This window comes from Lactiplantibacillus brownii (genome assembly GCF_031085375.1).
Lineage (GTDB): Bacteria > Bacillota > Bacilli > Lactobacillales > Lactobacillaceae > Lactiplantibacillus > Lactiplantibacillus brownii.
Genome location: NZ_JAVCWF010000001.1, coordinates 1,483,290 through 1,496,124, shown reverse-complemented (window position 1 = coordinate 1,496,124; position 12,835 = coordinate 1,483,290). Strand labels below are relative to the sequence as shown.

The window sequence follows — 12,835 nt, the reverse complement described above, 5'->3', positions numbered from 1 at the left end:
TTTTGGAATGGAAATACTTTCCAACACCAAAAATTCTAGACCCAAAATTTTTCCGCCGTGAAACGTTTAAAAATCGTATCACTCGTCCGATCGTTACGCACCCCCAGCACAATTTCACTGCCTTTTTTAAAGTGCGCCACCATTTCGGTAATCAAATTAGGATCATCTTGCAGATCCGCATCAATCGTAATGACCGCATCGGATAATTTGCCAGCCACTTTCATCCCAGCCATCAAGGCATTTTGATGACCAAAGTTACGACTAAATTTCAGGCCACTAAAGATCCGATTTTGAGCTTCGAAACGTTTAATTAGCGTCCAAGTCTTATCAGAACTCCCATCGTCCACAAATAAAACTTGACTATCCGCGCGAATCTGTTGCGCCTGAATCATTTTTGTTAAAATTGACCCTAATACTTGAGAGGATTTTGGTAGAACTTCCTCTTCATTATAACAAGGTACAATCACTGTAATTCGTGGTTCTTGCATCCGTCATTCCCCCCTTGGCAGCCAATAATTTTTGACTACGTTCTAACCTGACTCTTGAAACAGCTTGCTTTCAGCAGTTGGTTTAAGTGCACCCCAAAGACAATCAAACTGCTCAGTAATTTTATTATAACGGCCTCTTTCTGAAAACAAACAGGATTGGCCCTCTAAACCCTTAGCTAACTAATAGAACTAACTATGATTCTCAATTAATTGCACAATAGCGATTAGTAGCTTATGGTTAAAAAAATTACGATACCGTTGACATCTTTGGGGGAATATCAATCAATAACTGCATGCGTAAATGGGGTGAAAACAGTGCAGACTACGCTTAAATCACGTTGGCAAGGGCCGTTGATCAGTGGATGCTTAGCGCTAGTGGTCGTTAGTAGCGTCCTCTGGTACCAACAGATCACACCCTTTGGCGACCACAATTTTTTAATTAGCGATATGGGCAGTCAATATCTGTCTTTTTTTACGGCGTATCGTCACGCCTGGTTATCACATAATTTTCAACTGTACTCCTTTTCCCAATCGCTGGGTGGGAGTATGGTCCCAACCTTAGCGTACTATTTAATGAGTCCGTTTAACTTACTAATTTTAGTGTTTCCAGCAAATCAGCTGCTAACGGGGATCAGCTTCATTTTAATCTTAAAAATCGTTGCCATCGCCGTGACCACGACCTTTTTCCTCCAAGCTCACTTTCACCAATGGCACTGGTCAGCGGCTTGGTTCGGCCTGGCTTTTAGTCTCTGTGGGTTCGTCGCACTAAACTATTTCGATATCATGTGGCTCGACGCACTAATCTGGTTGCCACTCGTTTTACATGGCCTTGACCGACTACTTGCAACCGGACACAGTGGCCAATTTTTCTGGTGGTTATGGGTCAGTATCGTCACTGATTTTTATCTCGGTTATATGACCTGCTTGTTTACCGCTTATTATCTTGTTTATCAATTATTTGACACAAAACAAACCACCTTCTGGGCTGATGTCCGCCAGCGTTGGCATCTCATTCGCCGAGTGATCATTACTGGACTATTGAGTGTTTTAAGTAGTGTTTTTATTCTGATTCCAACCATTTTTGGCATGTTACAAACGGCCAAAAGCCAAAATTCTTGGACGAACTTCTTACCGCTACCAACGTTTGGACCGACGATTTTGAGTCAATTTGGCTTGGGTGCCAATAATTTTAGTGATCGACTCACGCATGCGCCAACGGTCTTCACTTCAACGGTCGTTACACTGCTCGTCCTTTGCTTCTTCGTTCACCCTAAGTTAACGCTTGCGACCAAGCAACATGCCGCCAGTTTTCTGGGTGCCATGCTACTGAGTATGGGAATCGAAGGCTTAAATACGGTTTGGCATCTTTTCCAACAAGCAGCCGGATTTCCTTTCCGAAACGCCTTCTTCTTTAGTTTCATCATGGTCATGTTGAGCTATCAAAGTTGGTTAGCTCGACCGCGCTTGATCGCCAAACGCTGGCAATTGGGACTCCCACTCATTTTGGGTGGTGGACTAATTTTAGGTTGGTGTTTCACTAAATTCCCGTTAACGACGCTAGGACTTAGTCTAAGCTATCTCTTACTCGCAGCAGTTGCCCTATTTGCCACCAAAAAAGCCTGGCAAGCCGGCCTGATTGTAGGTCTGATGACTACCGAGCTAGGCCTCAATTTCAGTCTAAGCATGGGCCAAACTGACTTTGGCCGACAATCAGTCTATCAAAAAGCCTATACGACCGAGTCTCAGCAAATGGACGCGGTCAATGACCCCGATGGACAACTGTATCGTGTTGATGATGCCAACACCTTGATCAATCGCGCTTATCGGGAAACTTACGATAATTATAATGACCCAATGCTTTTTAATTTTCATGACATTGACTACTATAGTTCAACATTAAATGAACAGACACGGACACTATTACAATCATTAGGCCTTTATAGCCATAACGTGCGGCGCATCAGTTCAGTCGGCTTATCACCTGTCACTGAACTGCTATTAGGGATTAAATATAATGTCAATCTACGACAAGATGGGGATGCTCAAACACGTTTAAATCCAAGCTACGTAGGCTTTGGTTTTGTGGTTCCTAATCAGCTCACTCAGCTCAATTTAAAAACACAAGGTGCCATCACTAACCAAGAAGCAATTCTGCAACAATTAAAGCCTCAAGCTTCACCATACTTTTTAACTGCAAAAACGCTGACGGATCGTGCACGTACCGATAATAACGCCGCTATTTACCCGTATCAGCACAAATTAAAATTGCAGATTCAAACGACGGGACCACTCTTTTACAGTGATCCAACTGGCATCACTAAATATTCCACCATGCAAGTGAACGGTCGTACCACGGCTCCAATCATCAATGCAAACCATTCACCATTACTTTGGGAACTAGGTACCTTCAAAAAAGGTGACCTAGTCACGGTCAGTTTCAAAACGACCCACGCCAATGTCACAGACGTGGAATTAGCCAGCTTGGATACTGCTAAGTTTGAACAATTGACCCACCAACTTAAAGCCAGCGCATTCGTGCCAACTTACCATGCCCGCGGCTTTAAGACAGTGATTTCAGGTCAGCTCAATAATACTCAAAATCGTCGTTGGTTATATCTGGCACTGCCTTATGATTCGGGTTGGGTCGCGACCGTGAATGGTCAAACAGCCATCCCTAAACCTGTCTTGACTGGCTTAACAGCCATTCCAATTACTGCCGGTCAAACAACCATTCGCCTGCAGTATCACGTCCGAGGGCTACGAACTAGCAGCCTGATATCTGGACTAGCAATCTTGCTATATCTTGGACTAGCAGTCTGGTGGCGTGTGACTGATTCTAAGAAAAACTTAGACAATATTTAGGCTTGTAGGCTAGTTGCTGCCGTCATTTTTCGCTAAACTAAGGTCATTCAATGATGAAAGGACCTGATGAGATGACTTCAAAGCAACCCCTAATTTGGCAACAACCAAAACAACCTCAAGTCGTCAAGGTACAAGCAAAGGCACCCTTTGTTTCTAACGCCTTGTTAAATCAACACACTCACACTTGGCAATTAACGCAATCGTCAACCAATTAGTGTCTCGTCGTGTTCATATCTACTCAGCTTGCCACTTCGGTTGGGCTGAACTGCGCTAATTAGTGATCCTAATATTGATTGGTTTTGATCAGTACTAAATCACCAATAGATCACAACCGCAATCTAACTAACGTCGAAGTGAACCGAGCCATTCGCTGTGTCGAAACAGTTAGCCGGATGATTTCACCCAGGTTAGCTTTTAAGATGTGGCTTTCGGCTAAGATGTATCAGCCAACAAACTAAAAATACACGACAATTAAAAAGTCTCATAATCAACCAACTGTGTGGGCATTGGTGATCATGAGGCTTTTTTTGACGGCAGCCAAAACTTTCGGTACACTGCAACTAAACCTATGAAAAGAGTTGCTGCCATATGTCTATTACTTTAAATCCAGAATTAGCTGATTTTGAAGACTTTATCACTAAAATTGACAACCCAGATCACCGTGACCAGCTCATTAAGGTTCTCAATTGGGTCAATACGACTTTTCCACAATTACAGCCTAGATTTGCTTGGAATCAACCCATGTTCACCGATCACGGCACCTTTATTGTAGGGTTCAGTTCCGCCAAGCCACATTTTAACGTTGCGCTAGAAGCCGTTACTTTGAGTCATTTTCGTGATCAAATTGAAGCCACTGGCGATAAAACAACCAAAATGCTTTGGCAGATCAAATTTGATCAGCCGGTAAATTTCAACTTATTGCAACAACCCATTCAATTCAACATCGAAACAAAGCAAACAATGACCAGCTTTTGGCGGCCAAAAACTGTTTAGCAAGCGTCAAAAAGCCCAATCTTGATACCATTCATTAGTGGCAATCAAGTTTGGGCTTTTTATTTTTTATTTAGCCATATTACCTGCATCTTGCTATTAACAACTTTATCATTGCGGGTAGCAATGATTAAATACTGCTTGGGCAACTAATCGCCCCCCCACCGGTGAAAAGTGAATATGATCACCACAATCATAGTTTGACGCTAGCTTTCCCGAATCTGCTGGATCGGCAACCAGACTTGCAACATCAATCGTCTCAGATTGCTCGCGTAACCATTGATTGACTTGTAGTCGAATGGCTTCTTTTGCCGGACACCATGCTGGACGATCATCCAGAATACTATTTTTAAACGGTGTAATCGTCAGCAGCCATAGTTTAGCCTTAGCTTGCGCCGCTAACTTGATCACTTGCTTTAAACCAGCAATGAGTTGATCAGCAGTCGGTAATTCAGTCAGTGGCGAACCGGTCCCTGGATGCAACAAATCATTAAGCCCCGCCATCACGATCAACTCATCCACCGGCGTCGTTCTTAACAGCTCGGTCAAACGTTGCTTGCCAGCCGCCCCAAAACTGGGACTCCAAACCGAGGTTGAATGTCCTGGACGTAACAGGCGATTACCGGAAATACCACCATTGATCACGCCCCAACATTGTGGCTGCTGTTGCCAAAACAAGGTGGTTAATGCGGCCGAATAATAACCTTGATTCGTGAGTGAGTCGCCAAATATCAGCAGTTGTCGTTGTTGTGATGTGGCGGGTACTGCAATCGCGGCCACGCCAAACCATCTTTCCTGTTTTAAAGAAGCCAATCGCACAATTGATTGATCGAGAGTCTGCATTAGCGTTTGCGGACTCTCAGTCGGTGAATTCAAACTGATAGTCACCCAAGCTCCCGCCTGAACTGGCAAGTCAATCCAATCTGTCCAAAGTTTTTCGTAAGCTGACACCGAAAAACTGGCTTGTTGCCGCACTTTTACTCGCCGCGTGAGTCCTGACACCGTAACGGTGAGTGACGTGATGACTAGCGGAATTGAGCTAAAATTGTTAACCAACAACAGTCGTAGCCGTGGTGCAGTCAGATCCTGTTTAACTTTAATCGTTTGCTGATGCTGCCGATTAAGTTTAGTAATATTTGGAAAATAGGTCGCCATCTGTTGCCACGCCATAATTTGACCTGTCATCAAGAACACCTCGTTACTTTTGATTGGTTGCACACACAATTAGCATCATCGGTCGTCGCATTTCGTCCGCCATGCCAGGCAGGTCCAACATTGATTTGGGTGGCATGGGTTCCACAACATGTTCCAAGCGGAAGTTTCGTGCTAACAATGTTTCTAAGTAAGTCGTTAAAGTCCGATGGTATTTTTTAACCGGTGTCGCCAAAAAGTCGGTCACGCGTGGGCCTTCATAAAAGTAATGATCGACCGGAAAACTTTTAATGTGATGTTGTTCATCGTAGTCCCACTCCTCAGACCCTTGAGCGGTAAAGACTGGATGCTCCACTGAAAAGATTAGCCTGCCTTGGGGTTTCAAATAGGTCTTAATCTGGTCAACGACTTGACTAAATGATGGCACATAATGTAGCGCCAATGAACTTATCACGGTATCAAACTGGTTCACTGGAAACGTCACTTCGGCCAGGTCTCCTTGCACATAGTCGATCACTGATGATTGGGTCTTTGATCTAGCAACTGCTAACATCTTCGCTGATAGATCGACGCCTACCACCATGTTAGCGCCATGTTTGGCAGCATAGCGAGCATGCCAGCCATAACCGCAGCCTAAATCTAACACGGACTGACCGTTAAAATCGGGCAATAGTTTTTCTAAAGTCGGCCACTCGTCGGCACCTGCTAAACCTTGTTGGCTCCGGGCCATTTGTTGATATTTTTCAAAAAAGCGGTCGTTATCATAAATATTAGTCATTTTAGACCTCCTGTGCCCTGTCTCCAATAATTAGTTTACATAATTTTAATTTAAAGAAGTAACAATTGGCTCGCTATGCTTTCGCGAGTTGAAAACATTGTTCAAAAGTAAACTGGCCAGCATCATAACTAAATTTTAAGACCGCACAGTTGGTGAGTTTAATTTGTCGCCGCTGAATTTCTTCAAATGGTAACCAGCGACGTAAAAACATAAAACAAGCACCACCATGGCTGACTGCCAAAACGTGCTGATGATCCGGCTGAGCCATGATAGTTTGTAACGTTTTGACCACTCGATCCTGAACTTGTTGATCCGATTCACCCCCATATTGAACGAAGAAATCGCCGTGCGAGTGTCGGATAGGATCCGGCTGTGGATTTAAACGCTCACTTTCACCTTCAAAAACGCCAAACTCCCATTCCTTAAGCCCTTTCAAGCGTTTGTAAGGCTGATCCGTGATCAATTCCAATGTATCACTGGCACGTTCTTGTGTTGAACAATAAGCCTGATCAAAGTGCACCGCGTGCTCACGAAAGTTTCGCCCAACTTGTTGGGCATCCGCAATACCACGTGCCGTCAGTGGCGAATCACACGCCCCTTGGATTTTATGTAATTCATTGAATAGCGTCTGACCATGACGCATTAAATACAGTGTTTTAGACATCTTTAGCCACTCCTTGATTGAATTTCACTACTAATCAATTATAAAGATAATTGTAACCGTTGTCACGATGGCAAAACCGGAAAATCCCCCTAAAAAAAGACCCGATCGAGTTGATCAAGTCTTTGATAAAAAATTAAAAATCAGTACTTTCGTTGCCTGCATTCAGAGCTTCCAAGGCTTCCTTCAATGTTTTACCATGTGCAATGACGGTCCCGGTCGCATGTCCAGGCTCACCGGTGGTTTCAGCTTCGTCATAAATCTGCAACTGATTATATGGAAAGGTGTTGGCCTGCACAAAAATCGTCGCCAACTTAGCCAAGTCTGGATAATCGTACATCACTTTGTCGAGAGCTTCACCTAATTTAACATGCAAGAGTAACCGCGTCACACTGGAGCCACTCGCTTTGCTAATCAACGCCATCGTCGCCAAACTCATTGGTTCGATTGTTGCCAAATGTAACGCCGCATCAACAATCGTCAAGCGAATCGTATACAATCCGGGAACGCCAAAAGCTAAGACGCGTTGCTTAATTTCAGTGCTCAACGCCTTAATTGCCTGATTTTCCGCCTTATCTTGAATCGGAAAAACTTCAACTGAACCGCGTACACCTGACCGCAAGTTATTACCCGCAATAATCTCACTAATACCAAAGATTGCAACATCACTACCATCCGTAATCACTTCAACCGCCGGCGAATCGTTCGTCTTGATCTGCTCGCGTGGCAGGCTATTGTTGATCTGTACCACTTGATAACCTAATTTTGTCAATTGCTGTCCCAGCCGATAATCGTGATACGTGGTAAAGATCACCGCCGGTTTTTCAATCGCCAAAACGTTTAGGATATCAGAAACTTGTTTGGGTTCAATGTACCGCTTATGCGCCAGCTGTGGGGTCATGGCAACACTGTTCGGATTAGCATTGATTAAAATGGTCTGATAATCGGCTTTTTTAAGATAGAACAAGAGTTGCGACACTAAATAATCATTGGCATGGTTGGTCCCAATACGGTTGGCACCTGTACCAATCACAACGGCCCGATTGCCAGCCAATTGTGAACTTTCATTATCAAATTCATAAGTTGAATAGTACGTATTCGTTTGTTCAGTAAACTCACCAGCAGTGGGCTCAACCTCTTTGAAGGTAGCTTGAATTTCATTTTCAATCGCAAAATGAGCCACTTCCGCCGGGGTGACTTGCCAAGCAGCAGCGGCATCCTCGTCAGTAAACCCAAAATACTTCGCACGACCAAGCGCGTGGACATCGAATGGATGCGTACGCAAAGCTTTTTCAATCGCAATAATATGACTTAATTTATAAAAATAAAAAGCATCAATTTTAGTCAGTTCGGCCAATTCATCAATCTGGTAACCACGATTCAGTGCCTCCAACAAGACTAACATGCGCCCAGCTTGCGGATGAATCAACCGTTGGATCAGTTCACCTTCTGAATACCGTTGCGGTTGATTGGCAATCACGTGATAGCGAGACTCGTCGGTTGCCCGCAAGCCCTTCAACAACGCTTCTTCAGTCGAACGACCAATTCCAATCACCGACCCGGTGGATTCCATGACCGTATCCAATTGATGACTGACCTTTTTCAACACATTAAAGGGCCAAATTGGAATCCGACAAACGATATGGTCCAACACTGGCTCGATCAACGCGGTCTGTTTTCGATAAGCTGCGGGTAACTTGATCTCAGCTAAACTCAAGTTAGCCATCAAATTAGCCACGATTGTCGCTAACGGATAACCGGTTGCGCGAGCAGCTAACGCCATCGCCCGATCAAAGTATGGCGTGACCTTGATCACATAATACTGTTGCGTCGTTGGGTCTAACGCAAATTGCACATGACAAGAACCCACAATGTGCAGCGCTTGCATGATTTTCAAAGTTGCCGAACGAAACTGTTGATACTCCTGATCAGTAATCGTTTGGGTTGGCGCAAATACAATTGAATCCGCTGAATGAATCCCAACTGGATCAAAGTTTTCCATGCCAGCGACTAGCAACGCGGTTCCTTTATGATCACGAACCCCCACAAACTCGATCTCTTTATAGCCCACGATGCTTTGTTCCACGATACATTGTTTGGTGGCTGATAATTTGAATCCTTTTGCTAATGCCTGTTGGAAGTCTTCTTCATCTTCACAGAGTTGGCGACTAGCTTCAATACGTGGGGCGACTGACTTCACGATCACCGGAAAACCGACCGTGCGAATCACTTGATCCGCCTCGGCTTGACTAGCCACGACCTGTGACGCAATTACCGGCTGAGTCAGATCCTTCAAGCGATTACTCATCAAAGCCGGGTTCACAACCATGTCAATCATTTCAGGTGACCACTGCAATAGCCGCAGCTGATTGTTTTTCAAGACATTATTTCGAATCAGGCCTTGAATCAAATTGACACCTTGAATCCCACCTAATGACGGAATCAAGCCATCCGGTTGTTCCGTCTGAATAATTTTGGTCAATGAACCCACTGTTAAAGGTTCAATGTAGACTTTATCCGCAAAATTATTTTCCGCCGCCACTGAAAAGGGATTGTTATCAACCAAAATAACAGCGATTCCCAGCTTACGAATGGCACTACCAATCTGCGTCACAGCCGCGTCATGTTGCCCTTCACGACCAATATCGTTATGGCCCGCGCCAATAATTAACACTTTTGAAATGACTTGATTATTCACCAAACGGGCCCCCTTGCTTGTTGCATTGATTCGACAAATTCATCAAAAATATCCCGCGTTTCAGTTGGGCCGGGAGCACCATCTGGGAAAAACTGTACCGAAAATGCTGGAAAATCCCGATAACGTAACCCTTGGATCGTGCCATCTATTAAATCAACAAAAGTCGTGATCAATTTATTGCGGTCGATCGTATCTGGGTTCACGGCATAGCCCTGACCTTGTGATGCATAAATAATTTGATTTGTAATAACCTCGCGAATCGGATGATTGGCGCCATGATGTTCTGGCGACAATTTCATAATTTGAGCCCCATTAGCCATAGCAAATAATTCATGACCGAGGCCAATCGCAAATAACGGAATCCGATTTTGAATGTTTTGAATCATCGTGAGTACACTATCTGGCAAATCCTGTGGCTTCCCAGGACCTGTCGACAACACGACACCATCTGGATCTAAATTAATAATTTCCTCAGTCGTCGCAGTATAGGGTAATACCGTCACGTTGCAGGAGCGTTTGCTTAATTCACGCAAAATTCCGTGTTTTAACCCAAAATCAATGACGATGACGTTCAAACCAGTATCTGGATTAGGAAATGGTTTGGGCGTCGCCACCGCAGCAACTTGTTGATTAGTCAAGACGGTGGCCCCCAGTTGATCAAAAGCATGGGCATCTGCCACGTCCACGATGCTGGCTTTCATAGGACCACTTGCGCGCAGTTGCTTGGCTAAGTGGCGCGTATCAATATGACTAATTCCCGGAATATTTTGTTGTTTTAAATATTGGTCCAGTGACCAACGACGCTGACGATTGGTTGAAATACTAGCAACATCGCGTACCACCACACCTTTAACTGTTGGTAAAATCGATTCATAACTATCATGGTTGATCCCATAACTGCCAATTGTTGGCTGGGTAAACGCAATAATTTGATTATGATAGATTTGATTCGTAATGATCTCTTGATAACCCGTCATGCTCGTATTGAACACGATCTCACCGGTAGAAACCGCTGGTGAACCGAAACCCTCACCCAGGTAGGCACTGCCGTCTTCAAGAATCAAGTAGCGGTCTGCCATGTCGATCCCTTCTCACTTTTGAATTAATAAACTAATTAATAATTTCAATCCCATCATGCCCATCGACTTCCGTCATCGAAACCTTGATCCGTTCCTGTGAAGCGGTCGGAATATTTTTACCGATAAAATCGGCACGAATAGGTAATTCACGATGACCACGATCGACTAGTACCGCTAGCGAAATACTCTGCGGCCGACCACCACCCATCAAGGCGTCTAAGGCGGCACGAATCGTACGACCGGTATACAAAACATCATCAACTAAAATGACGCGTTTGCCGGTCACTGGAAAGTCTAACTGGTAGTCCGCTGGTGCTTGAATCGCGTTCAGTGGTTGGTCATCACGAAATGCCGTAATGTCCAATTCACCGACTGGAATCTTCGCGGCTTCTAATTGCTGCAACCGCTCCGCAATTCGCCGGGCCATGTAGACCCCCCTAGTTTTAATACCGACTAACGCCACGTCACGAATGCCTTTATTTTGTTCAATAATTTCATAGGTAATTCGGGTCAACGCGCGTTTCATAGCCATCGAATCAACAACTTCTTTTTGCATGATTGCCTCCCAAATTTAAATTGCCCTTTTTGAGTTACTTGCCATTACAAAGAAAGACGGCCGGACATAGGCTGTCACGACCGTCGACGAAAGTTATTGCTAACAGTGTGCCTTTCAGTCTCTCTGGGCCGGATTAAAGGACTCTCATTACTGTTAGATTAATGATTCAGATCAGTTTTGTCAAGCTTTGCTAAAGTTGCTTTAAAGATCGGTGGTAATGGCGCCTCAAAAGTCAACATTTCACCGGTTACCGGGTGCTTAAAGCCCAACAAACGGGCATGCAAAAACTGCCCATGCCCCTTGATCGTTTTTTTAGGACCATACAGCGGATCACCCACAAGCGGATGCCCGATAGATTGCAGGTGAACCCGAATTTGATGGGTCCGACCCGTTTCAAGCCGGCAAGCAATCAAGGTATAATGCTGGTAGCGTTTCAAGACCTTAAAATGGGTTACAGCCGCGCGACCGGTCGCCACGATTGCTTGCTTTTTACGATCTTTAGGCGAACGACCAAGCGGTGCATTAATGGTTCCGGTCGCTTCCTTGATCACACCATGCACTAAGGCCACATATTCGCGCAAATTGGTTTTAGCTTTTAGCTGAGCCGCCAACGAGCGATGGGCATGATCATTCTTCGCGACCATCAATAATCCAGAGGTATCTTTATCGATACGGTGCACAATCCCCGGTCGAAATTCCCCGTTAATGGTGGAAAGTGGGCTGTGGTACAACAAAGCATTGACCAACGTATGATCTGGATGTCCCGGTGCTGGATGCACGACCATTCCCTGAGGTTTATTGACCACGATCACATCGTCATCTTCATACACAATATCCAGTGGTATATTTTCAGGCACCAACTCGGTCGTTTGAACCGTCTGCGCCGCAACCACAATGATATCGCCTGTGCTGACTGGCGTCTTGCTAGGTACCAGCTTTCCATTGACCGTAATTTGGTCCGTTTTAATTAATTTATCAAGCTGTGACCGTGTCCAAATCGTTTGTAAACTGGCTAAGACCTTATCCAAACGGCCTGTTTGATCAGTCACAGTGTACTGTTGCCTTGTTGTTGCTCCGGCCAAACAATCGACTCCTTTATGACTTATTTATCAAAGCTTTCATCTCGTAAAACCGCGATCAGGATTAAAACAACCCCGACGGTCAAACAAGAATCTGCAAAGTTAAAAATTGGAAAATTAATAAAATCTAATTGAAACATATCGACGACGTAACCGATTCGAATTCGATCAATAAAATTGCCTAAAGTCCCTGCAATCATCAAGACAATCCCAAATTCATATAATCGATGCGTCCGTAGTCGCCATAACAAATACACCATCACGCCTAAAGCCACGATCGAGATCAAATAGAAAAAGCCCAGCTTACCTTGCAAAATACTCCAAGCCGCCCCATTATTATGTAAATTTGTTAATGACAGCAATCCCGGTACCACCGTTTTAGTCGCCCCCAAGGCAATTTGGCGGACGATGACTGATTTAATCAGCTGATCAATAACGACTAACGCAAACATTAAACACCAATAAATCCACATATCATACCCTCACAATTCA

The 12,835-nt window shown here is 44.5% G+C and carries 12 protein-coding genes; 3 read left to right on the top strand and 9 right to left on the bottom strand.

Annotated features, from left to right (window positions below; all coding sequences use genetic code 11):
* Positions 1 to 35 precede the first annotated feature (35 nt).
* A complete protein-coding gene (locus tag RA086_RS06905) occupies positions 36 to 488 on the bottom strand; it encodes a glycosyltransferase (protein ID WP_308703107.1) in 453 nt (150 codons plus the stop codon).
* 315 nt (positions 489 to 803) lie between these two features.
* Here RA086_RS06905 and RA086_RS06900 point away from each other — a divergent pair, with 315 nt between their 5' ends.
* The 3 genes from RA086_RS06900 to RA086_RS06890 all read left to right on the top strand — a co-directional run bounded on the left by RA086_RS06900 (position 804) and on the right by RA086_RS06890 (position 4,343).
* Positions 804 to 3,350 carry a YfhO family protein gene (locus RA086_RS06900; protein ID WP_308703106.1) on the top strand — a complete coding sequence of 849 codons (2,547 nt, stop codon included), beginning with the start codon at positions 804 to 806 and terminating at the stop codon, positions 3,348 to 3,350.
* Positions 3,351 to 3,421: 71 nt separating this feature from the next.
* Positions 3,422 to 3,565 (top strand): hypothetical protein, encoded by a 144-nt coding sequence (locus RA086_RS06895; RefSeq protein ID WP_308703105.1) that lies wholly within the window; start codon positions 3,422 to 3,424, stop codon positions 3,563 to 3,565.
* A gap of 373 nt (positions 3,566 to 3,938) precedes the next feature.
* Positions 3,939 to 4,343, top strand: coding sequence for an iron chaperone (locus RA086_RS06890; protein ID WP_308703104.1), 405 nt, complete (start codon positions 3,939 to 3,941; stop codon positions 4,341 to 4,343).
* 108 nt (positions 4,344 to 4,451) lie between these two features.
* Here the strand turns inward: RA086_RS06890 and RA086_RS06885 are convergent, their stop codons facing one another.
* From RA086_RS06885 to lspA, 8 genes are all read right to left on the bottom strand, one after another.
* Entirely contained in the window at positions 4,452 to 5,525 is a 1,074-nt protein-coding gene (locus tag RA086_RS06885) for a GDSL-type esterase/lipase family protein (protein ID WP_308703103.1), read from the bottom strand.
* A 13-nt stretch (positions 5,526 to 5,538) separates the two neighbouring features.
* Positions 5,539 to 6,270, bottom strand: coding sequence for a class I SAM-dependent methyltransferase (locus RA086_RS06880; protein WP_308703102.1), 732 nt, complete (start codon positions 6,268 to 6,270; stop codon positions 5,539 to 5,541).
* 73 nt (positions 6,271 to 6,343) lie between these two features.
* Positions 6,344 to 6,934 carry a histidine phosphatase family protein gene (locus tag RA086_RS06875; protein ID WP_308703101.1) on the bottom strand — a complete coding sequence of 197 codons (591 nt, stop codon included), beginning with the start codon at positions 6,932 to 6,934 and terminating at the stop codon, positions 6,344 to 6,346.
* Positions 6,935 to 7,067: 133 nt separating this feature from the next.
* Positions 7,068 to 9,629 (bottom strand): ATP-binding protein, encoded by a 2,562-nt coding sequence (locus RA086_RS06870; RefSeq protein WP_308703100.1) that lies wholly within the window; start codon positions 9,627 to 9,629, stop codon positions 7,068 to 7,070.
* Positions 9,626 to 10,708: a carbamoyl phosphate synthase small subunit gene (locus RA086_RS06865; protein ID WP_308703099.1), complete on the bottom strand. Its 1,083-nt coding sequence runs from the start codon at positions 10,706 to 10,708 to the stop codon at positions 9,626 to 9,628. Before RA086_RS06865 ends, RA086_RS06870 begins: the two co-directional genes overlap by 4 nt.
* A 31-nt stretch (positions 10,709 to 10,739) precedes the next feature.
* Complete coding sequence (pyrR, locus tag RA086_RS06860; protein WP_308703098.1) at positions 10,740 to 11,264, bottom strand: bifunctional pyr operon transcriptional regulator/uracil phosphoribosyltransferase PyrR; 525 nt, start codon at positions 11,262 to 11,264, stop codon at positions 10,740 to 10,742.
* Positions 11,265 to 11,422: 158 nt separating this feature from the next.
* Positions 11,423 to 12,346, bottom strand: a complete 924-nt coding sequence (locus RA086_RS06855) for an RluA family pseudouridine synthase (RefSeq protein ID WP_308703097.1) — start codon at positions 12,344 to 12,346, stop codon at positions 11,423 to 11,425.
* Between the two features lie 20 nt (positions 12,347 to 12,366).
* Positions 12,367 to 12,816 carry a signal peptidase II gene (gene lspA / locus RA086_RS06850; RefSeq protein WP_308703096.1) on the bottom strand — a complete coding sequence of 150 codons (450 nt, stop codon included), beginning with the start codon at positions 12,814 to 12,816 and terminating at the stop codon, positions 12,367 to 12,369.
* Positions 12,817 to 12,835: the final 19 nt, after the last annotated feature.